The organism is Thermomonas carbonis (assembly GCF_014396975.1).
Lineage (GTDB): Bacteria > Pseudomonadota > Gammaproteobacteria > Xanthomonadales > Xanthomonadaceae > Thermomonas > Thermomonas carbonis.
Genome location: NZ_CP060719.1, coordinates 22069 through 45249, shown reverse-complemented (window position 1 = coordinate 45249; position 23181 = coordinate 22069). Strand labels below are relative to the sequence as shown.

Sequence of the window (23181 nt, the reverse complement as noted above, 5' to 3'; positions counted from 1 at the left end):
GCAGCGCGCCGATGGCGCGGGCAAGTATGTGGAAACGGGGCGTCACGACACCAGGTGCAGGATGTCATTGTAGAACGCCAGTCCCATCAGGCCCGCGATCAGCGCGAGTCCGAGGTACTGGCCGGCGGCCATGGCGCGCTCGCCCAAGGGGCGGCCGGTGACCAACTCGATAAGGTAATACAGCAAGTGACCACCGTCCAAGACGGGGATCGGCAGCAGGTTGATCAGCGCAAGGCTGACCGACAACAGGGCCAGGAAGTTCAGAAACCAGGCCGTGCCGCGGCTGGCGAAGTCGTTGGCGGCTTGGGCGATGGTCAGCGGGCCGGCCACCGTGTTCTGTACGGACACCTTGCCGGTGAAGGCGCGTCCCACCATTTCGACCAACTGGCGGATCTGGAAGCCGGTTTCGCGCACGGCGGCCGGTATCGCTGCGATCGGGCCGACGCGCAACACGGCATCGGTCGATGCGGGGCGCGACTGGGCGGGCGCGATGCCAAGCACCCAATTGGCCGGGCCATCGCCGACGGCAAGTCGAACCGGGGTCAATTCGAGCGCAAGCCGCTCGCCATCGCGCTCGATCTCGACCATGCCGGGGCCGCCGCGTACGGCCAGTGCCGCCACTGCAGGCGCGATGTCGTTGAAACCGGCGACCGGGGTGGCGTCAATCGCGGTGATCCGGTCGCCTTCCGCCAGCACGCCCCAGGCCGGGGTGCCCTCGCGGACACTGCCCACGATCGCGGGCAGCACCTGGTGCCTGGCGACCAGCCCGGTGGCTTCGATGGCACGCAGCTCGTCGATTTTGGCCGGCACGCGGTCGAGCGCCAGCGTGCGGGTCGATTCCCCGCCATCGGAATGTTGCAACCGCAACGCGATCGGCTGGCGGTCGAGCACGGCCACGATCAGCGCCATGCCGGCCTCGCTCCAGGTCGGGGTCTGGCGCTCGCCGACGGCGAGGATGCGGTCGCCGCTGCGCAGGCCGGCCTGCGCGGCGATGCCGGTTGCCTTGCCGACGACCGGTGCGTAGTCCGGGCGGCCGATCACCAGCATCGCCCACAGCAGGCCGAAGGCGAGCAGCAGGTTGGCGGCCGGCCCTGCGGCGACGATGGCCATCCGCTGCAGCACCGGCTTGCGGTTGAACGCCTGGTCGAGCTGATGGGCGGGGACGTGATCCTCGCGTTCGTCGAGCATGCGCACGTAGCCGCCCAAGGGCAGCGCGGCAACCACGTATTCGGTGCCGTCCTTGCCGTGGCGCGTCCACAGCGGCCGGCCGAAGCCGATCGAGAAGCGCAGCACCTTGACCCCGCAGCGGCGCGCGACCCAGAAATGGCCGAACTCGTGGAAGGTCACCAGCACGCCCAGCGCGACCAGCATCCACCACAGGGATCCGAGAAACGTGCTCATTGGCCGATGCTCATCCGCACGTGCTCACGCGGCTTTGCGGGCGATGCGGGCGCATGCCTGCGAACGCGCCCAGGCGTCGGCGGCCAGCAACGCATCAATCGAATCGGCTGGCGTCGCGGGCATGGCGTCCAGGGCGTGGGCAACGACGTCGGGGATGGACAGGAAACCGATCCGCCCCTGAAGAAACGCTGAAACAGCCTCTTCGTTGGCGGCGTTCAACACCGCAGGCGCGGCGCCACCCGCCTGCAATGCGCGGAATGCGAGCGCGAGGCAGGGAAACGCGTCGAGGTCGGGTTCGGCGAAATCCAGCCGGCCACCCTCCGCCAGCAGGTCCAGCGCAGGTACGCCGGAGGCGATCCGCTGCGGCCAGCCCAGGCCCACCGCCAGCGCGGTGCGCATGTCCGGCAGGCCGAGCTGGGCGAGGGTGCTGCCATCGGCGAAATCCACGAACGAATGCACCAACGATTGCGGATGCACCAGCACGCGGATGCGCTCGCCGGGTATGCCGAACAGGTGGTGGGCCTCGATGACCTCCAGGCCCTTGTTCATCAGCGACGCCGAATCGACCGAGATCTTCGGACCCATCGACCACTTCGGATGGGCGACGGCCTGTGCCGGCGTGACCGCGGCCAGCGCATCGCGGCTCCAGCCGCGGAACGGACCGCCGGAGGCGGTCAGGGTGATCCGTGCCGGCGTTTCGCCGGGATTGCCGGCCAGGCACTGGAAGATCGCGTTGTGCTCGCTGTCGATCGGCACGATGGTCGCGCCGTGTGCCTGCGCGGCCTGCATCAGCAATTCACCGGCCAGCACCAACGATTCCTTGTTGGCTAGCAGCAGGCGTTTGCCCGCGCGGGCAGCGGACAGGGTCGATGACAGCCCGGCTGCGCCCACGATCGCCGCGACCACGCTGTCGCAGGCATCGCCGGCGACCAGAGCATCGAGTGCGTCTGCGCCGGCATGCGCTTCGGTATCCAGCCCGGCATCGCGCAGGCCGTCGCGCAATGCGCGATAGGCGGCCGCATCGGCAATCACCGCGTGCTCCGGGCGATGCGTGCGGCACAGCGCCAGCAACTCGTCCACGCGCGTACCGGCGGCCAACACACTGGCGCGCATGCGATGCGGATGGCGCGCGATCACGTCCAGCGCGGACGCGCCGATCGATCCGGTGGCCCCGAGGATGGCAACCCGTTGCATGTTCAACCCGCGCGCCTCAGAAGCCGAACCAGACCTTGCCGAGGGCAAACACCGGCAAGGCAGCCAGCACGCTGTCGACCCGATCCAGCACGCCGCCGTGGCCCGGAATGAGATGCCCGGAATCCTTGATGTCGACGTGCCGCTTGAGCAGGCTCTCATAGAGGTCGCCGATCACCGAAAACGCCACCGTGACCGCTGCCACCCCGGCCACTGCCGGTAGGTGTGCTGTATCGACGCCGATCAGCGATGCACCCGCCAGTGCGACCAGCATCGCCAGCACGATGCCGCCCAGCAGCCCCTCGATGGTCTTGTTCGGGCTGATCCGCGGTGCCAGCTTGCGGCCGCCGAACCACTTGCCGCCGAAGGTGCGGCCGGTGAAGTAGGCGCCGGTGTCGGCGGCCCAGACCAGCATCAAGGCCAGCAGCAGCCAGTAATGACCATCCGGTTCGCTGGCGTGGATCACCGCGAGCGCGCACCAGGCCGGGACCACCGCCAGCGTGCCGGCGAGCAACTTGAACGCCCGCGCATGCGAATCGTGGTCGGAGGCGAAGTGGTAGTGCTTCAGCCACAGCAGGGCCAGCACCCACCAGCCAACGCCGATCACGATCACCAGCTGGAACAACGCGAACGAGCCGCCATGGGCGGAACGCGAACCCCACACCAGTGCGACCATCAGGGCGAGATTGCAGGCCAGCAGGATGGTCCGGGCCAGGGTGTCCTCGACATCGGCCAGGCGCAGCCATTCCCACAAGGCGAGCAGGAACAGCACCGCGGCGAACACGACCAACCAAGGCGTGGGCAGGAACAGCACGCCGCCGATCGCCAGCGGGGCCATGATCAGTGCGGCTAGCACGCGCGTCTTGGTCACTCGATTCCCTCGATGGCGTGGCCGGCGACCTGGGCACTGGTCAGGCCGAAGCGGCGTTCGCGTCCGCCGTAGTGGTCCAGCGCGCGCTGCAGTGTGGCGGCATCCACGTCGGGCCACAACGTATCGGTGAACCAGAGCTCGGTGTAGGCCAACTGCCACAGCAGGAAGTTGCTGATCCGCAGTTCGCCGCCGGTGCGGATGAACAGGTCCGGAGCGGGCAGGTCGGCCAGCGCCATCCGCGCGGACAGGGCGTCCTCGTCGATCTGGTCGGGGCGCAGGCGGCCGGCAGCGACATCTTCGGCCAGCGATCGCGCGGCCTGGGCGATGTCCTGGCGGCCGCCGTAGCTGGCGGCGATGTTGAGTTGCAGGCGGGCGTTGCAGGCGGTCAGCGCTTCCGCGGCCTGCATGCGCGCCAGGATCGGGCCGTCGAAGCGGCTGCGTTCGCCGATGAAGCGCAAGCGCGCACCGAGCCGATGCAGCTCGTCGACTTCGCGCTCCAGTGCTCCGAGGAACAGCTTCATCAAGCCGCCGACTTCCTCGGTGGGCCGGTTCCAGTTCTCGCTGGAGAACGCGAACAGGGTCAGCGCGCCGATCCCGTGTTCCATGCAGAACTCCACGCTGCGCTTGACCGCGCGCGCGCCGGCGCGATGGCCGATGATCCGCGGCCGGTGGCGCTGCTGCGCCCAGCGGCCATTGCCATCCATGATGATGGCTAGGTGGCGGGGAACCGAAGTTGTAACGCTTGGCACGCTCATGTGGATCGGCCGTCGCGAGCGCAGGCCAGGCAAGGAAGAGCGGTGGCAGGCGGCAGGAGCGTACAGACAGTACGTGACTGCCGCCGGGAACCGCGATGACGCCGCATGGCCAAGCGCAGCAGGCCGATCAGACGGACATCAGTTCCACTTCCTTGCCCTTGATCACCTCATCGACGTCCTTGATCGCGCCGTCGGTGATCTTCTGGATGTCGGCTTCGGCGCCGCTGGCCTCGTCCTCGGTGATCTGCTTTTCCTTCAGCAGTCCCTTGACCTGGGTGTTGGCGTCGCGGCGGATGTTGCGGATCGCGACCTTGGCATCTTCGCCCTCGCCATGCACGACCTTGGCCAGGTCCTTGCGGCGTTCTTCGGTCAGTGCCGGGATGTTCAGGCGGATCACGGTGCCGGCAGTGGTCGGGGTCAGGCCCAGGTCGGAGCCCAGGATCGCTTTCTCGACCGGTCCCACCATCTGCTTTTCCCACGGGGTGATGGTGATCGAGCGCGCGTCGGTGACCGCCACGCTGGCGACCTGCGACAGGGGCATCTCGGACCCGTAATAGTTGACCTTGATGCTGTCCACCAGGCCGGCGTTGGCGCGGCCGGTGCGGACCTTGACCAGCGCATGGCGCAACGCGTCGATGCTCTTGCCCATGCGGGCCTGGGCGTCTTTCTTGATCTCGTTCAGCATCGCGGTGCTCCGTGGTCGTGTGGCGACCGCGGATTATATGCGAGCGACCCGGCGCGGGGTCACTCAGGCGTGGACGAGGGTCCCGATCCGTTCGCCGCGCAGGATCCGCAACAGCACGCCCGGCTGGGCCATGTCGAAGATCCGCAGCGGCAGCGCGGCGTCGCGGCACAGCGCGAACGCGGCGGTGTCCATCACCTGCAGGTTGCGGGCGATGACTTCGTCGTAGCGCAGGTCGTCGAGTTTCACCGCATCGGCATGCTTGTTCGGATCCTTGTCGTACACGCCATCGACCTTGGTCGCCTTGAGCAGCAGGTCCGCGCCGATCTCGATCGCGCGCAGCGCGGCACCGGAATCGGTGGTGAAGAAAGGGTTGCCGGTGCCGGCCGCGAAGATCGCGATCCGGCCCTTTTCGAGGTGACGCATGGCGCGGCGGCGGATGTAGTCCTCGCACACGTCGTTGATCTTCAGCGCGCTCATGACCCGGCACTTGGCGCCGAGCTTCTCCAGCGCGTCCTGCATCGCCAGCGCATTGATCACGGTGGCCAGCATGCCCATCTGGTCGCCGGTCACGCGATCCATCCCGCCGGCAGCCAGGCCAGCGCCGCGGAAGATATTGCCGCCGCCGACCACCAGTGCGATCTCCACCCCGGCATCGCGGACCTCGATCACCTCGCGGGCGAGGCGGTTGAGGATTTTCGGGTCGATGCCGTAATCCTCGTCGCCCATCAGGGCTTCGCCGGAGAGCTTCAGCAGGACGCGGCGATAGGCAAGTTGCGACATGTGAGGCTCCTGGGCGGCGGCGAAACTGGCAAAGCCGCGGAATTCTAGCCCATTGCCGGTACCAGGCTGGGTGCGCGATGCGCCTCCGTCCTGGGCCGAGTCCCTCGATCAGCCCTTCCGCTGGAAGCCGAAGAGCTGCTGCAACGGATGCTTGCGCCGCTCGACCAGGGCACGGATCAGCCCCGCGCCCAGCATCGAATAAGTGATGCCGTTGCCGCCGTAGGCCATCGCGAACAGCAGGCGTCGACTGTGTTCCGGCGAGGCGCCGATCCACGGCAGGCCATCGTCAGTCTCGGCGAAGGTGCCGGCCCAGGCGAATGCAGGCTCTACCGGAACGTCCGGAAACAACTTCGCCACCTTGTCCGCCAGCTTTCGCGCCTTGCGATCGACCAGCGCGTCGCGCTTGGCGGGGATGTCGATGCTGTCGTCATCGCCGCCGACCAGCAGGCGGCCGTCGCCAGTGCTGCGGATGTACAGGTAGGGCCGCGCGGACTCCCACACCATCGTGTCCTTGAGCGCGCCGAGGACATCCGGATCGATGGGTTCGGTGATGAAGGCGTAGCTGCTACGGTTCTTCGCCACCCGCTTGCGCAGGAACTGCTGGCTGGCATATCCGGCGGCCATCACCAGATATTTCGCCTTGATCGTCGCGCCGTCGGTGGTGGTCAGGGTGGCACTGCGATCATCGACTTCGATGCGGGCAATCGTGGTGCGGTCGTGCACCGCCGCGCCGCGCTCGTGCAGCCGCATCAGTAGCCGGTAGGCCATGCGATACGGATCGACCCGCGCGGCCTTCGCGCTGAGGATCGCGCACGGTGCCTTGAAGCCGTAATCGGACTGGACCTGGTCCGCGTCCAGCCATCGCATGTCGAAGCCGTGACGCTTGCGCAGCGCGAATTCATCTTCGAGGTCGCCGCGATTGCGACGCTTGCTGGCGTAGTACAGGCTGCTCATCCGGCCGAAATCCACGTCCTTGATGTCCGCAGCCTTGGCCGCGATCAGGTCGATGGCCTCGGCGCAGGCCTGGTAGGCCAGGACCGCGTTGTCCTCGCCGTACTGCTTCGCCAAGTCGACCATGTGCGTGTCGATTTCGTACTGCAGCAGGGCGGTGCTCGCCGCCGTGCTGCCCCAGCCGATATCGCGCTGATCCAGCACCGCCACATCGTGTCCGTGCGATGCGAGTTCATCCGCGATCAAGGCCCCGGTGATGCCGCCGCCGATGATCGCCACGTCGCAGCGGATGTCCTGCTGCAAAGGGGGGAACGCGTGCATCAGGCCGTTCTTGATCGCCCAGAACGGATAGCCGCTCTTGAGGTCCATGTGGGGTGTCCAGGAGTCTTGCGAGGCGTGGATTCTGGCGGGGCCTGCGTGATGCATCCTTCACGACGCGGGGGCTACGGTCGAATGGATCGAGCCCAGACAGGAGTCCCCCATGGCCACGAAGAAAAAGCCCGCCGCCGGCAAGTCCGCGCCGCCGAGCAAGACCACCGGCAACGGCGGCGAAACCCGCCAGCAGGCCACCACGAAGAGCGGAGTACTGACCACTGCACAGGGCATTCCGGTTGCCGACAACCAGAACTCGCTGCGCGCTTATTCGCGCGGGCCGACCTTGCTGGAGGACTTCATCCTCCGCGAGAAAATCACCCACTTCGACCACGAGCGCATTCCGGAACGGATCGTGCATGCGCGCGGCTCGGCGGCGCATGGATATTTCGAGCTGACCAAGCCGCTCACGAAGTTCACCACCGCGAAATTCCTGACCGAGAAAGGCCGCGTCCCGGTGTTCTGCCGGTTCTCCACCGTGGCCGGTGGCGCGGGCAGCGTGGATACGCCCCGCGACGTGCGCGGCTTCGCAGTGAAGTTCTACACGCAGGAAGGCAATTTCGACCTGGTCGGCAACAACCTGCCGGTATTCGCCATCCAGGATGCGATGAAATTCCCAGATTTCATCCACGCGGTGAAGATGGAACCCGACCGCGGCTTCCCGCAGGCGGGCAGTGCGCACGACACCTTCTGGGATTTCGTCTCGCTGTCGCCGGAAACGCTGCACATGGTGCTGTGGGCGATGAGCGACCGCGGCATCCCGCGCTCGTTGCGGATGATCGAAGGCTTCGGCATCCACAGCTTCCGATTGATCAATGCGAAGGGCGAGTCCACCTTCGTCAAGTTCCATTGGCGGCCGAAGCTGGGCTTGCAGTCCACGCTGTGGGACGAAGCCGTGAAGCTGCAAGGCGCCGACAACGACTTCCATCGTCGCGATCTGTACGAGGCCATCGAGTCCGGCGGCTTCCCGGAATGGGAATTCGCGGTGCAGTTGTTCACCGAGGAAGAGGCCGAGAAATTCCCGTTCGACCACCTCGATCCGACCAAGCTTGTGCCGGAAGAGCTGGTGCCGCTGCAGGTGGTTGGGCGCATGGTTCTGAACCGCAATCCGGACAACCATTTCGCCGAGAACGAGCAAGTCGCGTTCTGCCCGGCCAACATGGTGCCCGGCATCGACTTCAGCAACGATCCGCTGCTGCAGGGGCGTCTGTTCTCGTATCTGGACACCCAGTTGTCGCGCCTCGGCGGTCCGAACTTCACCCAGATCCCGATCAACGCGCCGAAGTGTCCGTTCGGCCATCACCAGCGCGACGCGCACATGCAGATGCAGGTGCCGAAGGGGCGCGTGGCTTACGAACCGGCATCGCTGGACAAGGACGGTTCCACGCCGAATGGCCGCGAGATCGCCAGCGGTTTCCGCAGTTTCGCCGAGCAGGCACCGGACGATGGCCGCAAGGGACGCACCCGCGCCGCCTCGTTCGCCGACCACTACAGCCAGCCGCGCATGTTCTGGCGCAGCCAGACCCGGTCGAGCAGGCGCACATCGCGTCCGCGATCGTGTTCGAGCTGTCCAAGGTCGAAGATGATCCGGTGCGTGATCGCAGCGTGTCGCAATTGCGCAACATCGATGAAGATCTCGCCAAGCGCGTCGCCGATGGCTTGGGCATGACCACCATGCCGGCTGCAGCGCCGGCTGCAGCACCGACGCTCGACCTGGCCACGTCGAAGGCGATCACTCTGATCCCGAAGATGAAGTCGACCCTGGAAGGCCGCTGCGTCGGCATCCTGGTGGCCGACGGCAGCGACGCTAAGGCCGTTGCCGCACTTCGCGAGGCGGCAGAGGCTGCTGGTGCCACGGTCAAGCTGGTTGCGCCGAAGCGCCATGTCGCCTTGAAGGGCGGCAAGCCGCGCAAGGTCGACGGGCAACTGGCGGGCACGCCGTCGGTCTTGTTCGATGCGGTTGCCTGCGTGCTGACACCGGACGCGGCGAAAATGCTCGCCACGGAAGCGGCCGCGCTCGACTGGTTCCGCGATGCATTCGGCCATCTCAAGGCGATCGCGGCCTGCGGCGGAACCCGCGCGCACATCCTGCCGGCCGCCGGCATCGAGCCGGACCCGGGCGTCGTCGATTCGGGCGAAGTGGATCGCTTCATCAGGCTGGCGAAGACCCGCCAGTGGGCACGCGAGCCGAACGTGCGCACGATGCCCTGAGTCGTTTTCCCGCCCAACAAAAAACCCGCCGGCGACGGCGGGTTTTCTGCATGAAGCCAAGAGCTGGATCCAGGCTTTCGCCGGGATGACGGCGAATACAGTCGATCAGACCTGCATGGCCTTCGCCACTTCCGCGGCGTAGTCCTCGACGACCTTCTCGATGCCTTCGCCGACGGCGAGGCGGGTGAAGGACACCACGTCGGCACCGGCGGCCTTCGCAGCCTGCTCGACGCTCTGGTCGGTATTCAGCACGTACGGCTGGCCGTACAGGCTGACTTCGTTGACGATCTTGGCGATCTTGCCGCCGATGATCTTCTCGAGGATTTCGGCCGGCTTCTGCTTGTCCTTGTCGGACATCTTGGCCAGTTCGATTTCCTTTTCCTTCGCCACGAAGTCGGCCGGCACATCGGCCGCCTTGTTGTACGGCGGGTTCATCGCGGCCACGTGCATGGCGATGCCGCGCGCGAACTCGACGTCGCCGCCGGCCACTTCGACCAGCACGCCGATCTTGCCGCCGTGCGAATACGCGGCGACGTTGTTGCCGGTGGTGATCGAGGCGATGCGACGGACCAGGATGTTCTCGCCGAGCTTGGCGATGGCGGCGGCGCGGGCTTCCTCGACGGTCTCGCCGGACGCGAGCTTGGCGTTCTTCAGTGCTTCAACATCGGTGGCGCCGGAGTCCAGCGCCGCCTGCGCGACGGCATCGGTGAAGGCGACGAAGTTCACGTCCTTGGCGACGAAGTCGGTCTCGGAGTTGATCTCGACCAGCACGGCCTTGCCGTTGGCCTGGGCCACCGCGATGCGGCCTTCGGCGGCGACCCGGCTGGCCTTCTTGTCGGCCTTGGCCAGGCCGGACTTGCGCAGCCACTCGGCGGAAGCGTCGATGTCGCCGTTGTTTTCGGTGAGTGCCTTCTTGCACTCCATCATGCCGGCGCCGGTGCGCTCGCGCAGTTCCTTGACCAGGGAAGCGGAAATATCAGCCATGGGGTTACCTCTGAATGTGGGATGACGAGCAGAGCGGTGGCCGCGCAGCGTGGCGCGGCCAGGTGACGCCGGCATGACCGGCGTCGGTGGGGCTTACTCGGCCTTCGGCTTCGGCGCGCGGCGGGCCGGCTTCTTGTCCTCGCCTTCCGGCGCGGCGGCGAAGTCTTCCTCGCGGATCGTCGCGGCGGACGGGGTGGCGGCCTTGCCTTCCAGCACCGAGTCGGCGGCGGCGCGTGCGTACAGCTGCACGGCGCGGATGGCGTCGTCGTTGCCCGGGATGGCGTAATCGACCAGGGCCGGGTCGTAGTTCGAGTCGACCACCGCGATCACCGGGATGCCGAGCTTCTTGGCTTCCTTGATGGCGATGTCTTCATGGCCGATGTCGATGACGAACAGGGCGTCCGGCAAACGGTTCATGTCCTTGATGCCGCCCAGGCTGGCCTGCAGCTTCTCGCGCTCGCGGCGCAGGCCCATCACTTCGTGCTTGACCAGCTTCTGGAAGGTGCCGTCGGTTTCGGCGGCTTCCAGTTCCTTCAGGCGCGACACGGACTTCTTGACGGTCTGGAAGTTGGTCAGGGTACCGCCCAGCCAGCGCTGGGTCATGTACGGCATGCCGCAACGCTCGGCTTCTTCCTTGATCGGATCGCGCGCGCTGCGCTTGGTGCCGATGAACAGGATGGTGCCGCGCTTCTGCGCCACGCCGCTGATGAAGTTCATCGCGTCGTTGAACAGCGGGACGGTCTTCTCGAGGTTGATGATGTGGATCTTGCCGCGGGCACCGAAGATGTACGGTGCCATCTTGGGGTTCCAGTAGCGGGTCTGGTGGCCGAAATGGACGCCGGCTTCCAGCATCTGGCGCATGGTGATCTGGGGCATTGCAGAAACTCCGATGATGGGAATCCGCGCCGGTTGGATGAAGGCGCTGCGCCGCATGCCGACGGCATGGTGCGCGGGATCCCGGGGTTTGGCCTCCCTGTCGTCACTGCGTCCGAATCCTTCGCATTGCGGCGAAAGACACCCCGGCGCAGGGGTTGTCGACAGGTGTGGATTTTTGAAGCGCGATTCGACGGTACGCCCGTCGTGGCGGCGATAAGCAGCGGGATTATGGCCTGATAACCCGGGCAAGGCAAACCTCAGGCCCATTCGTGGCCGAAACCCGCCCCGGATGCGCGATAATCCGCCCATGAGCATCCAACTGAAAACCGCCGCCGACCTCGAGAAGATGCGCGAGGCCGGCCGCCTCGCCGCCGAAGTGCTGCATTTGGTCGCGCCGTTCGTGAAGCCGGGCGTGACCACCGAGGAACTCGACCGGATCTGCCACGACCACATCGTCAACGTGCAGAAGGCGATCCCGGCCAACGTCGGCTATCGCGGCTTCCCGAAGACCGTGTGCACGTCCGTCAACAACGTGATCTGTCACGGCATCCCCAGCCAAGCCAAGGTGCTCAAGGACGGCGACATCGTCAACATCGACGTGACCGTGATCAAGGACGGCTGGCACGGCGACACCAGCCGCATGTACATCGTCGGCACCCCGTCGGTGATGGCGCAGCGGCTGGTCGACGTGACCCGCGAGGCGATGTTCCGCGGCATCCGCGCGGTCAAGCCGGGCGCGACCCTGGGCGATGTCGGCTTCGCCATCCAGCAATACGCCGAAAGCCAGCGCTTCAGCGTGGTCCGCGAGTACTGCGGGCACGGCATCGGCAAGATCTACCACGACGACCCGCAGGTGCTGCACTACGGCCAGCCGGGGCAGGGCGTGGTGCTGAAGGAAGGCATGACCTTCACCATCGAGCCGATGATCAACGAAGGCAGCCGCCACACCCGCGTGCTGCCGGACGGCTGGACCGTGGTCACCAAGGACCGCAAGTTGTCCGCGCAGTGGGAACACACCGTGGCGGTCACCGCCGATGGCGCGGAGATCCTGACCCGCCTGCCCGGCGACGACAACGACCTGTGAGCACGCCCGCCGCCGACCTGCCAGCGGCGACGCTTCCCGATCCCGCCGCGATCCCGCCTGCGGTTGATCTCGACCCGGCCTGGGCTGCCGCGGCGCGCGCCTGGTTGGTGCAGTCCGACGCCCGCTTCGCCCGTCGCTTCGACGCCGGCGAGCCGGCCGACAAGCTGGTCGCGCTGCGCACCCGCGCGGTCGACACCCTGGTCCGCGATGCCTGGCAGCGCTGCATGCCGGAAGGCGATGCGCTGGCGCTGTTCGCGGTGGGCGGCTACGGGCGTGGCGAACTGTTCCCGCAGTCCGACATCGACTTGCTGGTGCTGGCCGAACCCGAGGTGCAGCGCAACGCACAACCTGCTCTGGCGCGCTTCGTCGCCTTGCTCTGGGATGCCGGCCTGCAGGCCAGCCCGGCGGTGCGCTCCGCCGGCGAATGCACCGAGGCCGCGGCCGACCAGACCGTGCTGACCGCGCTGATCGAAGCGCGCCCGCTGGTCGCATGGGAAGAGGAAGCCGCGGCATTGCGCGCGGCGATCGCGCCGGATCGCGCGTGGTCGCCGCGCGCGTTCCTGGAGGCCAAGGTCGTCGAGCAGCGCCAGCGCCATGCTCGCTTCGGCGATACCTCGGACAACCTGGAGCCGAACATCAAGGACGGGCCGGGCGGGCTGCGCGACCTGCACATGCTTGGCTGGCTGGCGTTGCGCAGCTTCGGCGTGCGCGACCTCGAAGCGCTGGTGGGCCTGGGCCACCTCGGCCCGGATGAAGCGATCGCGCTGGAGCGCGAGCGGCGCGCGCTGTGCCGCCTGCGCTACGGCCTGCACCTCGTCGCCGGCCGCCGCGAGGAACGCCTGCGCTTCGACTACCAGAAGCTGCTGGCCACACGGCTTGGCTACGTCGACGACGGCGACTCGCTCGCGGTCGAGAAGATGATGCAGGGCTTCTATCGCAGCGCCGCGATCGTGCGCCGGATCAACGACCGTTTGCTGCAGCGTTTCGAGGAACATTTCGACGGCACCGCACTGGCGGAACAGATCGATGCCGACTTCGAGCGTCGTCGCGGCTACCTGGCCACGCGCACGCCGGGCTGGCTGCTGCGCGATCCCGCCAATGTCTTCGCATTGTTCGCGACGTGGGCTGCAGACAGCGAGTTGCATGGGTTGCATTCGCAGACCGCCCGCGAACTCGCTCAGGCATTGCCCGGCATTCCGGCCTATATCGATGTCGCATCGCCGGTCCGCGCGCGCTTCATGGCCTTGCTGCGCGGACCGCAGCCGGTGAAGGTGCTGGAGCGCATGGCCCGACTTGGCGTGCTGGGCCGCTGGATCCCGGCGTTCGCGCAGGTCTCCGGGCGCATGCAGTTCGACCTGTTCCATGTCTATACCGTCGACCAGCACACGCTGGCGGTGCTGAAGAACCTTGCAGCGTTCGCATCTGGGCAGGGCGATCCGCGCTTCTCGATCGCGCATCGGGTGTGGCCGTCGCTGCGCAAGCCCGAATTGCTGCTGCTGGCCGGCCTGTTCCACGACATCGGCAAGGGCCGCGGCGGCGATCATTCCGAACTCGGTGCGGTCGATGCGCGCGAGTTCTGCGAGGCGCACGCCCTGTCCGAGGCCGACACCGCGCTGATCGAATGGCTGGTGCGCAAGCACCTGCTGATGTCGGTGACCGCGCAGAAGCAGGACATCACCGATCCCGAGGTGATCCACCGCTTCGCCGGCGAAGTTGCCGACCGCCAGCGCCTGGACTACCTGTACCTGCTGACCTGCGCCGACATCGCCGGCACCAGCCCCAAGCTGTGGAACGACTGGAAGGATCGCCTGCTGGCCGACCTGCATACCGCCACGCGCCTGGCCCTGCGTCGCGGGCTGGAGCATCCGGTCGCGGCCGAGCAGCGCATCGACGAGAACCGCGCTGCCGCGCGTGCACTCTTGTCGGCGAGCGGCGACGATGCCTCGATGGAGGACGTGTTCGCGCGCATGCCGCGCGACAACTTCCTGCGCAGCCGGCCGGATCAGATCGCCTGGCAGGTGCGGGTCATGCGCGCCGCGCCGCGCGACCGGCCCGTGGTCGGCGTGCGCTATCCGACCGGCCGCGACGGATTGGAAGTGTTCGTGCACATGCGCGACCGCGACGGTTTGTTCGCCGCGCTGGTAATCGCGCTGGATCGCATGGGATTGGGCGTGCTGCAGGCGCGCGTGCTCGATGGTCCCGACGGCACCATCTTCGACACCTTCCACGTGCAGCCGATGGACACGCGCATCGCGCCGGTGTCCACGCAGGTGGAAACACAACTGGCCAAGGCGCTCTCTGGTGACCTGGCCTGCCTGCAGCCGGCGCGGCGCAGCCAACCGCGCCATCTGCGGCATTTCCGCATCGCCCCGCAGCTCGACTTCACCGAGATCGCCGGCGGCACCCGCATCGGCCTGGTCTGCAACGACCGACCCGGCCTGCTCGCCGATATCGCTCGCGTGCTGCGCGAGCATCGCCTTCGCGTGCACGACGCGCGCATCGCCACCTTCGGCGAACGCGCGGAAGACTTGTTCCTGGTCAGCGACGAACACGACCACACCCTGCAACCCGCCCAGCGCGACGCCCTGCGTGACGCCTTGCTGGCCGCACTCGATGGAGAGCCACGATGACCCAATCCGATGCCACGCCACTGACCGGCGTGGTCGATGCCGCAGCGTTGCGTTCCGTACTGGACGATGCCTGGGAGCGCCGCACCGAGCTGACCACTGACGAGATCGCCGCGACCACGCGACCTGCGGTGGACCGCGCCATCGCCGGCCTGGAACAGGGCTGGCTGCGCGTCGCCGAGCCCGACGGGCAAGGCGGCTGGCAGGTCAACGAATGGCTGAAGAAGGCGGTGCTGATGTACTTCCGCACGCAGGACATGGGCCTGGTCGATGCATCGCCGTCGCCGTTCTGGGACAAGGTGCCGTCGCGTTTCGCCGGGTTCGATGAAGCCGCGTTCCGCGCACTCGGTGCGCGCGTGGTGCCGGGCGCGGTGGTGCGCGCTGGAAGCCATGTCGGCAAGGACGTGGTGCTGATGCCGAGCTTCGTCAACATCGGCGCCTACGTGGGCGAGGGCACGATGGTCGACACCTGGGCCACGGTCGGTTCCTGCGCGCAGATCGGCGCGCATTGCCACCTGTCCGGCGGTGCCGGCATCGGCGGCGTGCTCGAGCCGCTGCAGGCATCGCCGACGATCGTCGAGGACCACTGTTTCATCGGCGCGCGTTCGGAAGTGGTGGAAGGCTTCGTCGTCGGCCACCACAGCGTGATCGGCATGGGCGTGTTCCTCGGCCAGAGCACGCGCGTCTACAACCGGGCGACCGGCGAAGTCAGCTACGGCTCGGTGCCGCCGTACAGCGTGGTCGTCAGCGGCCAGTTGCCGGCGAAGGACGGTTCGCATTCGCTGTATTGCGCGGTGATCGTCAAGCAGGTCGACGAGCGCACGCGCAGCAAGACCAGCGTCAACGAGTTGCTGCGCGGGTTGGCGGATTGAGCATGACGACCCTGTACGGCCTCAAGAACTGCGACTCCTGCAAGAAAGCACGGAACTGGCTGAAGCGCTTCGGCGTCGAACATCGTTTCGTGGATTACCGCGAGGAGCGGCAATCAGCGGAGACGCTGGTGGCGTGGAAGGATGCCGCCGGCGGCTGGGACGGGTTGATCAACAAGTCCTCGACGACCTGGCGCGAGCTGGCGCCGAATCGCAAGACGCCGGGCAGCGATGCCGAGTGGAAATTGCTGCTGAAGGAATATCCGCAGCTGGTGCGCCGGCCGGTGGTGGTGCTGGACGATGGCACGATGTCGCAGGGTTTCAGTGACAACGGGTTCAAGAAGCTGTTCGGTATTTGATCTTGGTTCCCTCTCCCTCCGGGAAAGGGCTTGGGTGAGGGTGGCAATGAGCGACGTACTCCAACTCACGATCGATCTGATCGCGCGGCCCTCGGTCACGCCGGTCGATGCCGGCTGCCAGGCCTTGATCGGCGAACGCCTGCAACGCGCCGGTTTCGCCATCGAATCGCTGCGCTTCGGCGAGGTCGACAACCTGTGGGCGACGCACGGCGAGGGCGATGGCCCGGTGCTCGTGCTGCTGGGGCATACCGACGTGGTGCCGACCGGTCCGCGCGAAGCATGGGCGAGCGATCCGTTCCTGCCGGAGATCCGCGACGGCGTGCTGTACGGGCGCGGCGCGGCGGACATGAAGGGCAGCGTGGCGGCGTTCGTGGTCGCGCTGGAAGCCTTCGTGACCGCGCATCCGCGGCATCCCGGCAAGGTTGCCTTGTTGTTGACCTCGGACGAAGAGGGCGATGCGATCGACGGCGTGCGTCGCGTGGCCGACGTGTTCCGCGAACGCGGCGAGCGCATCGACTGGTGCATCACCGGCGAACCCTCGTCGAAGGATGCGCTCGGCGACCTGTTGCGGGTCGGCCGGCGCGGCACGCTGTCGGCCACGCTCACGGTGCGCGGCATCCAGGGGCACGTCGCCTACCCTGACAAGGCGCGCAATCCGATCCACCAGGCGATGCCGGCACTCGCCGAACTCGCGGCCAAAAGATGGGACGAGGGCCATGAAAGCTTCCCGCCGACCTCGCTGCAGATCAGCAACATCAACGCCGGCACCGGCGCGAACAACGTCATTCCGGGCGAGCTGCAAGCCTTGTTCAACCTGCGCTACAACCCGCACTGGAACGCCGCGCAACTGGAGTCCGAATGCGAGGCGGTGCTGCGCGCGCATGGCCTGGAATATTCGGTGCACTGGCATCGCGGTGGCGAGCCGTTCCACACGCCGGAAGGCGCATTGCGCATGGCCGCGCGCGACGTGCTCGCGAACTTCGCCGGTGGTGCGCTCCCGGAGGAAAGCACCGGCGGTGGCACGTCGGATGCGCGCTTCATCGCGCCGCTGGGCGCGCAGTGCATCGAGGTGGGTCCGGTCAACGCCAGCATCCACAAGGTCGACGAACACGTGCGCGTCGCCGACCTCGAACGCTTGCCCGATCTCTACCTGCGACTGATGGAGCGTCTGCTGGTCGAGTAAGTCAATCCGCTGCGGGCTGCATGCGCAGCGTGTGGCGCGCAGGTCCCGGCAGGAATGGCGACGGCTCGCCGCGCACCCATGCGGCGTGGCCCGCGCCCCAGAACGGCGACAGCGGATGCCCGCTCTGCCCACCGGGCATGTGCAGGATGCCGTCGGCTTCGTGACCGGGCGACACCACCATGCGTTGCGAGGCACCGAACGCCGGGCCCTGCACGCGCGGCATCGCGCCGTCGCCCGGCAATTGATCGGCCGGCATGCACAGCCAGCGCCTTCCAACCAAGGGGATCGCCGCAGCGAGCGGATGGCAGATCGCCGCGGTGTTGCGCTCGCCCCAGGTGCGTTGGGCCAGTGGTCCGTGTTCGAGGAGGTCATCGCGCACCTGCACGGCGGCGTCCTCGAACAGTGCGTCCCAGCTCGCATGGGGCGGCGGCAACAGGTGTGCCGGACGCTGGCTCGCCAGCGGCCAGGCGACGCCTTCCAGTTGCGGGAAATCGGGCATGACGAAGTCCGGGCCCAAAGCGTCTCGTGCCGGCGAGGTCAGTCCTTCGGCGATGCGTTTGTGCACTGCCAGTCGCCAGCCGCGGACGATGCGGAAGCTCACCGAATCGATGGACGCGCGCCCTTCCCAGCGCGCGGCGGCCGCTGCGAGATCGCGCAAGGCCGGTGTGCGCGCCGCGTTCGCACGCTCCAGCAACAGCGCATGCCATGGTTGCAACAACAACGCGCGATCATCCAGCTGTATCGCGAGCAGGTCGCGTTCGCCGACCCGTGCCTTCGCCTGCAGGCCATCGCGGATCTGCAGCGCGCGCGCACCCAGCGCATAGCCGCCATCGCCGACGCGGCGCAGGTCCTGGCCATCGAGGACGCGGCTGTTGGCGGTCCACAGACGGTCGACGGTGGGCGACCTCAACGTCGGGCTGGCTGCGGTCGAGGTCGACCATGCGGCGCAGGCCGGGCCACTCGCATCCACTGTCGACGCCAGCGTGCAGGCCTCGCCGCGTTGCGGCAGCGGTCCCAGCAATTGCCAGGCGATCTGGCCATTCGCATCGGCGAGCAACAGGTTCTGGGTTGGCGTCGCGGTGCGCCGCGCAATCGCCAGGGCCTGGTCGAGATCGCCGGCGATGGCGAATTCTCCGAGTCCCAGATTCACCGCGCCGGGCAGGTGCGCGGTCCAGCGCAGCGACAACACGCTGCCATCGGCTTCGCGATGCGCGACCGGACCCCATGCGGTTTCCTCCACGTCGAGGATGACCGGCGCGCCGCCGGCGACGTCGATGCGCTCGGCGCGGCGAGTGATGCGTGCGCAACCCGTTGCCGATGCCTGCGCAGCGCAAGGGGTCTGGAGTTTCCAGTCCTGGTAGTCGCCGTAGCTGTTGGTGAATCCCCACGCGATGTGGCCGTTGCTGCCGACCACCACCGCCGGCAGTCCGGGCAGGGTGACGCCCTGCACATCGACACGTCCGCCCGCTGCGGCGGCGTCCGGGTAGCGCAAGCGCGCACGGAACCAGATGTTCGGCGCGCGCAGGCCCAGATGCATGTCGTCGGCCAGGATCGCACGGCCGTCCGCAGTCAGTGCGCCGGACACCGCGAAATTGTTGCTGCCCGGCGTGCCGGGTGATTCGGGAACTGCGGGCGATGCAGCGCTTGCCGGCAATGTGCGCAGGTCGAGCACGTCCGGCGCGGGCAACACCGCATTGCCGCGCGTCTCGCCTTGCAGTGGCGCATCCCAGCGGCTGCCGTCGTGCGCCAGCAAGTCGAAGAGGGCCGGTGGCAAGTGCGGACGCATCCGCCACAGTGCCAGTTCGCGCGCGTTGTCGCCGCCCTGCAGGTCGAAGTACATCGCATGGCCGACCAGCGGCGAGTCCTCGACGCGCCAAGGAGCCGGCTGTTTTCGCAGCAGCAGATAGGCCCACGGCCGCACGCGCAGCGCGGCCAGACCGGCGTTGACGCCATCGGTGTAGGCCTGCAACTGACTGCGTTTCGGTCCGGCGATGGCATCCATGTCGCGGCTGACCCGCGCGCGCATGCGATGCAGGCGATGGCGCTTGTCGTTCTCCACCGCGATCTCGCCGAACAGTGCGGCCAGCTCGCCGGCAGCGTTGCGGCGCAGCAGGTCCATCTCGAAGTAGCGCTCCTGCGCGTGCACGTAGCCGAGCGCGCGCAGGGCGTCGTGTTCGTTGGCGGCATCGATGGTGACGGTGCCGTTGGCGTCGCGCGTTACCGATACCGGCGCCGACAATCCCGGCAAGGCAAGCGTGCCTTCGAGCGTGGGCAGGCTGCCGCGCAGCAGCCAGGTGGCGAGCAGGGCGAGCGTCGCGAGCAACACCAACAGGGCGAGTGCGCCACGCCTGAGCCATCTGGACATCGGGTTCCCCGCGGTGGTGGTCTGATCGCGGATCGTATTCGTTACAGGCGAAAACGTCGCTTGTCAGCGGCCGGGCGGTGGTGCAGGATCGGCCCATGACCTCGCTGCGCGCCAACGACAATCGCCTGAATAATCGACCCGGACGGGCCGGCGGCTAGCGCGCGACACACGCACAACCCCCTGAGCCCGTACTGCGAAGTGCGGGTTTTTTTTGTTTTCGAGAATCCTGAGGAACCACCCATGTGCTCGATCTTCGGCATCTTCGGGCTCCAGCCCGGCGACGACATCCAGGCCCTGCGACGACAGTCGCTGGATTGCTCGCAGCGGCAGCGCCATCGCGGCCCGGACTGGAGCGGCGTGTACCTGGGCGAGGGCGCGATCCTGGTGCACGAGCGCCTGGCCATCGTCGATCCGGCCGGCGGTTCGCAGCCGTTGCTGTCCGCGGACAAGCAGTTGGCGTTGGCGGTCAACGGCGAGATCTACAACCACACCCAGCTCAAGGGTGAACTGACCCGCGACTATGCCTTCCAGACCGAGTCGGACTGCGAGGTGATCAACGCGCTGTACCTGGAGGACGAACCGGCCAGCTTCCTCAATCGGCTCAATGGCATCTTCGCCTTCGCGTTGTGGGATGCGGCGAAGGGGCGCGCGCTCATTGCCCGCGACCCGTTGGGCGTGTGCCCGCTGTACTGGGGGCACGACAAGGAAGGTCGCCTGCGGGTGGCCTCGGAAATGAAATCGCTGGTGGATGAGTGCGCCGATGTCGCGCAGTTCCCGCCCGGCCACTGGTACGACACCGCGACCGGCGAACTGACGAAGTATTACGAGCGCCCGTGGCGCGACTACGACGCGGTGGATGGCGTTAATGTGTCGCTGCAGGAATTGCGCGAAGCCTTCGAGGCCGCGGTGCATCGCCAGCTGATGACCGACGTCCCGTATGGCGTGCTGCTCTCCGGTGGCTTGGATTCGTCGCTGGTCGCGGCCGTCGCCGCGCGCTATGCGCGCCATCGCATCGAGGACGGCGACAAGACCGAGGCCTGGTGGCCGCGCCTGCACAGTTTCGCGATCGGCCTGAAGGGTTCGCCGGATCTCGCCGCAGCGGAGATCGCGGCAGCGGCACTGGGCACCGTGCACCACGGGTTCGAGTACACCTTCGAGGAAGGCCTGGACGCGCTGCCGGAAGTAATCCGCCACGTCGAAACCTACGACGTCACCACCATCCGCGCGTCCACGCCGATGTTCCTGCTTGCGCGGCGGATCAAGGCGATGGGGGTAAAGATGGTGCTGTCCGGCGAGGGCAGCGACGAGATCTTCGGCGGCTACCTGTACTTCCACAAGGCGCCGAACGCACGCGAGTTCCACGAGGAACTGATCCGCAAGCTCGACGCCCTCCATAACTACGACTGCCTGCGCGCCAACAAGTCGATGATGGCCTGGGGCGTGGAGCCGCGCGTGCCGTTCCTGGACCGCGAATTCCTGGACGTGGCGATGCGCATCGACGCCAAGTGGAAGATGGTGGACAAGACTCGCAGCGACGCGCAGCGGATGGAGAAGGGCATCCTGCGCCAGGCTTTCGACGGCCAGCTGCCCGAATCGATCCTGTGGCGGCAGAAGGAGCAATTCAGCGACGGCGTCGGCTATGGCTGGATCGACGGGCTGAAGGCGCATGCCGAGGCGCAGGTCAGCGACCGCGAACTCGCCGCCGCAGACAAGCGCTTCCCGTTCAACCCGCCGCAGACCAAGGAAGCCTATTTCTACCGCAGCGTGTTCGAGCGTTTCTATCCGACGCCGGCGGCGGCGGAAACCGTGCCGGGCGGAAAGTCGATCGCGTGTTCATCGCCGGCGGCGATCGCCTGGGATGCGAGCTTCGCCACGATGGCGGATCCGTCCGGTCGCGCGGTGGCGGGCGTGCATGAGCAGGCGGTGGCGGCCATCTGATCGGCTCGGGCTTGCATGCCTTCAGGGTGTGCAGGCTACGCGTTTGAACAGGCCGGTCGGCATCGCTTCGCGTTCCGGCAGCGCGGTGTCCGCATGTTCCGGCAGCCCGTACCAGAGCATGCTGCCGAGTTCCGGAACGAACAACCATACGGGTGCCTGGGTGTGCGCCTGTGGCGGATCCACCTGCATGGTCATGTCGCTGGCGAACGCATGGAAGGCGGGCAGTGGCGTGTCCATGCCGGTAGCGGCATCGCCCGCGAACGGCAACAGGCGGGTGGTGGCGTAGCCGTTGGATACGGTGAACGCGAAGAGATGTTGTGCGCGCGGCGTATGCAGGCGCAATTGCAGGTCCGATGCGGTATCCGGTCGCGTGGCGACCTCCAGGTCGATCCGGAAAGCGGGGTCGGACTGCAGCGCGTAGCGTGCGCCCGCGGCGCGGCATCGCTCTGAGATCACGCCCGAATCGTCGGCGCGTACCGCTCCGGGCAGCGCGGCGGATGCGGCCAGCAACCAGCACAGCGGGCGCTTCATGGCCTGGATTGCCTGCGTGCTGTCGTGGATTTGCGCAGATCGCGCGCCGCAACGCGGAACAGATGAAGGCCGGCTGCGGCCAATGCCAGCCCGGCGGCGAACGTCATCCAGGTCCACGGTGAACCACCGCGTTCGATGACGGACTCCTGCGGCGACGCCGGATTCACGTGGATGTCGTGTTCGCTGCCCAGCGGGTACTGCGTTTGCAGCCATGCCCGGGAGCCTTCCCGGTCGCTGCTGGACAGGGAACGGAAGGCGATGCGATGACCGCGATGCAGATGTCCGCTGAAGCGATACTCGTATGCCAGATCCGGACGCCAGGCCGGCTTGGTGGAACGCGGTTGCATCACTTCACGCAGGTCGCTGCGGACGATCTTTGCAGGCAACCGCTGCCAATCGCGCGCCTGCAGCGCACGCGCGCCGTCGAACGCATGCACCCACGCCAGCAACACGCCCAGCAAGGTGAGCCCCGTTGCAAACGGCAGCATGCCCATCGCAACAGGATCACGGCTACCGGCCATGCGCCGGATGATGGCCTGGGGCAACAGCATCGCCACCAGTCCGATGCCGATGAGCCACATCGGAATCGTCACGGCCAGCATCGACAAGCCTGCGAATGGGCCGATCGGGGTCATTCGGAAGCGCGTACGCAGCGGATGCGCATGCCGAAGGCAACCGGGGCCCGCTCTGCAACGACGACTTGCACGGGCGTTCCGGTCTCGAAATCGATGCCGGTCGCATCGTCGTCGGTCCGCGTCGATGACCAGTACCGATAGCGGATCTTGCCGCCCGATTGCACGATGCTCAGGTAGCCCATGGGGTCGGCGGCGTCCTTGTCGGGATCGGCGAATCCGCCGATTGCCGCGCGATGTCGATGAAGCAATGCAAGCTCGCTGGCATCCGGCAGGCGCCAGTCGTCGCGGCCGTGCAGGGTCGCTTCGTCGCACCATGCGATGGCCTCCTGCCAGGGCATTTGCCGAGGCGCATCGCCCGCGGCCGCCACCAGCGCCACGCCATCGCGGACACCGACGTCGCGACTGCCGTCGGGCCTTGCTTTCCCGGCTTTGCTTGCGGCCAGCAGTGCCGGGCTGGCGAGTACCAGCAGCAAGATCGCAGGCAGGGCGAACTGGCGCATCGATGTTTCCTGG

18 protein-coding genes and 2 pseudogenes are annotated in these 23181 nt (G+C 67.3%); 7 read left to right on the top strand and 13 right to left on the bottom strand.

Annotation, left to right across the window (positions count from 1 at the left end; translation table 11 throughout):
* Positions 1 to 42: 42 nt before the first annotated feature.
* The 7 genes from rseP to H9L16_RS00195 form a co-directional block, all read right to left on the bottom strand.
* Positions 43 to 1401: an RIP metalloprotease RseP gene (gene rseP, locus H9L16_RS00225; RefSeq protein ID WP_187552640.1), complete on the bottom strand. Its 1359-nt coding sequence runs from the start codon at positions 1399 to 1401 to the stop codon at positions 43 to 45.
* Positions 1402 to 1425: 24 nt separating this feature from the next.
* Positions 1426 to 2595, bottom strand: a complete 1170-nt coding sequence (locus tag H9L16_RS00220) for a 1-deoxy-D-xylulose-5-phosphate reductoisomerase (RefSeq protein WP_187552639.1) — start codon at positions 2593 to 2595, stop codon at positions 1426 to 1428.
* A 16-nt stretch (positions 2596 to 2611) separates the two neighbouring features.
* A complete protein-coding gene (locus H9L16_RS00215) occupies positions 2612 to 3463 on the bottom strand; it encodes a phosphatidate cytidylyltransferase (RefSeq protein ID WP_187552638.1) in 852 nt (283 codons plus the stop codon).
* Complete coding sequence (gene uppS / locus H9L16_RS00210; protein ID WP_187552637.1) at positions 3460 to 4218, bottom strand: polyprenyl diphosphate synthase; 759 nt, start codon at positions 4216 to 4218, stop codon at positions 3460 to 3462. The genes H9L16_RS00215 and uppS overlap by 4 nt, the downstream gene beginning before the upstream one ends.
* A 127-nt stretch (positions 4219 to 4345) precedes the next feature.
* Complete coding sequence (gene frr, locus H9L16_RS00205) at positions 4346 to 4903, bottom strand: ribosome recycling factor (RefSeq protein WP_187552636.1); 558 nt, start codon at positions 4901 to 4903, stop codon at positions 4346 to 4348.
* A gap of 63 nt (positions 4904 to 4966) precedes the next feature.
* Positions 4967 to 5683 carry a UMP kinase gene (pyrH, locus tag H9L16_RS00200; protein ID WP_187552635.1) on the bottom strand — a complete coding sequence of 239 codons (717 nt, stop codon included), beginning with the start codon at positions 5681 to 5683 and terminating at the stop codon, positions 4967 to 4969.
* A gap of 108 nt (positions 5684 to 5791) precedes the next feature.
* Positions 5792 to 7003, bottom strand: coding sequence for an NAD(P)/FAD-dependent oxidoreductase (locus tag H9L16_RS00195; protein ID WP_187552634.1), 1212 nt, complete (start codon positions 7001 to 7003; stop codon positions 5792 to 5794).
* Positions 7004 to 7115: 112 nt separating this feature from the next.
* Here H9L16_RS00195 and H9L16_RS00190 point away from each other — a divergent pair.
* Positions 7116 to 9217: pseudogene (locus tag H9L16_RS00190) on the top strand (catalase).
* A 105-nt stretch (positions 9218 to 9322) separates the two neighbouring features.
* Here the strand turns inward: H9L16_RS00190 and tsf are convergent.
* Entirely contained in the window at positions 9323 to 10201 is an 879-nt protein-coding gene (tsf, locus tag H9L16_RS00185; RefSeq protein WP_187552633.1) for a translation elongation factor Ts, read from the bottom strand.
* 93 nt (positions 10202 to 10294) lie between these two features.
* Positions 10295 to 11077 carry a 30S ribosomal protein S2 gene (gene rpsB, locus H9L16_RS00180; protein ID WP_187552632.1) on the bottom strand — a complete coding sequence of 261 codons (783 nt, stop codon included), beginning with the start codon at positions 11075 to 11077 and terminating at the stop codon, positions 10295 to 10297.
* Positions 11078 to 11384: 307 nt separating this feature from the next.
* On the opposite strand from rpsB, the gene map reads away from it, so the two are divergent.
* The 5 genes and pseudogenes from map (at position 11385) to dapE (ending at position 17199) form a co-directional block, all read left to right on the top strand.
* Positions 11385 to 12161, top strand: a complete 777-nt coding sequence (gene map / locus H9L16_RS00175; RefSeq protein ID WP_187552631.1) for a type I methionyl aminopeptidase — start codon at positions 11385 to 11387, stop codon at positions 12159 to 12161.
* The gene (glnD, locus tag H9L16_RS00170; RefSeq protein ID WP_425507207.1) at positions 12158 to 14791 is read left to right on the top strand and encodes a [protein-PII] uridylyltransferase; all 2634 of its coding nucleotides are present in this window, start codon (positions 12158 to 12160) and stop codon (positions 14789 to 14791) included. Before map ends, glnD begins: the two co-directional genes overlap by 4 nt.
* Before the next feature lie 68 nt (positions 14792 to 14859).
* Positions 14860 to 15660, top strand: a pseudogene (dapD, locus tag H9L16_RS00165) (2,3,4,5-tetrahydropyridine-2,6-dicarboxylate N-succinyltransferase); the annotation flags it as partial.
* Between the two features lie 2 nt (positions 15661 to 15662).
* Positions 15663 to 16016: a Spx/MgsR family RNA polymerase-binding regulatory protein gene (locus tag H9L16_RS00160; protein ID WP_187552629.1), complete on the top strand. Its 354-nt coding sequence runs from the start codon at positions 15663 to 15665 to the stop codon at positions 16014 to 16016.
* 46 nt (positions 16017 to 16062) lie between these two features.
* Positions 16063 to 17199 carry a succinyl-diaminopimelate desuccinylase gene (dapE, locus tag H9L16_RS00155; protein WP_187552628.1) on the top strand — a complete coding sequence of 379 codons (1137 nt, stop codon included), beginning with the start codon at positions 16063 to 16065 and terminating at the stop codon, positions 17197 to 17199.
* Position 17200: 1 nt separating this feature from the next.
* Here dapE and H9L16_RS00150 read toward each other — a convergent pair whose 3' ends face one another.
* Positions 17201 to 19564, bottom strand: coding sequence for a penicillin acylase family protein (locus tag H9L16_RS00150; RefSeq protein ID WP_187552627.1), 2364 nt, complete (start codon positions 19562 to 19564; stop codon positions 17201 to 17203).
* Positions 19565 to 19804: 240 nt separating this feature from the next.
* Between H9L16_RS00150 and asnB the strand changes: the two genes are divergently transcribed.
* On the top strand, positions 19805 to 21502 hold the full coding sequence (gene asnB, locus H9L16_RS00145; RefSeq protein WP_187552626.1) for an asparagine synthase B: 1698 nt from the start codon (positions 19805 to 19807) through the stop codon (positions 21500 to 21502).
* A 21-nt stretch (positions 21503 to 21523) separates the two neighbouring features.
* On the opposite strand, the gene H9L16_RS00140 is transcribed toward asnB, so the two are convergent.
* The 3 genes from H9L16_RS00140 to H9L16_RS00130 are packed head-to-tail and all read right to left on the bottom strand — an operon-like array spanning position 21524 to position 23168.
* Entirely contained in the window at positions 21524 to 22033 is a 510-nt protein-coding gene (locus tag H9L16_RS00140) for a hypothetical protein (protein WP_187552625.1), read from the bottom strand.
* A complete protein-coding gene (locus H9L16_RS00135; protein WP_187552624.1) occupies positions 22030 to 22668 on the bottom strand; it encodes a DUF3592 domain-containing protein in 639 nt (212 codons plus the stop codon). Before H9L16_RS00135 ends, H9L16_RS00140 begins: the two co-directional genes overlap by 4 nt.
* On the bottom strand, positions 22665 to 23168 hold the full coding sequence (locus H9L16_RS00130) for an Lcl domain-containing protein (protein WP_187552623.1): 504 nt from the start codon (positions 23166 to 23168) through the stop codon (positions 22665 to 22667). The genes H9L16_RS00135 and H9L16_RS00130 overlap by 4 nt, the downstream gene beginning before the upstream one ends.
* Positions 23169 to 23181 lie beyond the last annotated feature (13 nt).

Bases quoted from the DNA above. Each gene is read 5' to 3' on its own strand.
- tsf (WP_187552633.1), bottom strand. From the start codon at position 10,201: ATGGCTGATATTTCCGCTTCCCTGGTCAAGGAACTGCGCGAGCGCACC.
- H9L16_RS00140 (WP_187552625.1), bottom strand. From the start codon at position 22,033: ATGAAGCGCCCGCTGTGCTGGTTGCTGGCCGCATCCGCCGCGCTGCCC.
- frr (WP_187552636.1), bottom strand. From the start codon at position 4,903: ATGCTGAACGAGATCAAGAAAGACGCCCAGGCCCGCATGGGCAAGAGC.
- uppS (WP_187552637.1), bottom strand. From the start codon at position 4,218: ATGAGCGTGCCAAGCGTTACAACTTCGGTTCCCCGCCACCTAGCCATC.
- rpsB (WP_187552632.1), bottom strand. From the start codon at position 11,077: ATGCCCCAGATCACCATGCGCCAGATGCTGGAAGCCGGCGTCCATTTC.
- H9L16_RS00130 (WP_187552623.1), bottom strand. From the start codon at position 23,168: ATGCGCCAGTTCGCCCTGCCTGCGATCTTGCTGCTGGTACTCGCCAGC.
- H9L16_RS00135 (WP_187552624.1), bottom strand. From the start codon at position 22,668: ATGACCCCGATCGGCCCATTCGCAGGCTTGTCGATGCTGGCCGTGACG.
- H9L16_RS00160 (WP_187552629.1), top strand. From the start codon at position 15,663: ATGACGACCCTGTACGGCCTCAAGAACTGCGACTCCTGCAAGAAAGCA.
- H9L16_RS00195 (WP_187552634.1), bottom strand. From the start codon at position 7,003: ATGGACCTCAAGAGCGGCTATCCGTTCTGGGCGATCAAGAACGGCCTG.
- dapE (WP_187552628.1), top strand. From the start codon at position 16,063: ATGAGCGACGTACTCCAACTCACGATCGATCTGATCGCGCGGCCCTCG.
- pyrH (WP_187552635.1), bottom strand. From the start codon at position 5,683: ATGTCGCAACTTGCCTATCGCCGCGTCCTGCTGAAGCTCTCCGGCGAA.
- asnB (WP_187552626.1), top strand. From the start codon at position 19,805: ATGTGCTCGATCTTCGGCATCTTCGGGCTCCAGCCCGGCGACGACATC.
- H9L16_RS00150 (WP_187552627.1), bottom strand. From the start codon at position 19,564: ATGTCCAGATGGCTCAGGCGTGGCGCACTCGCCCTGTTGGTGTTGCTC.
- H9L16_RS00220 (WP_187552639.1), bottom strand. From the start codon at position 2,595: ATGCAACGGGTTGCCATCCTCGGGGCCACCGGATCGATCGGCGCGTCC.
- map (WP_187552631.1), top strand. From the start codon at position 11,385: ATGAGCATCCAACTGAAAACCGCCGCCGACCTCGAGAAGATGCGCGAG.
- rseP (WP_187552640.1), bottom strand. From the start codon at position 1,401: ATGAGCACGTTTCTCGGATCCCTGTGGTGGATGCTGGTCGCGCTGGGC.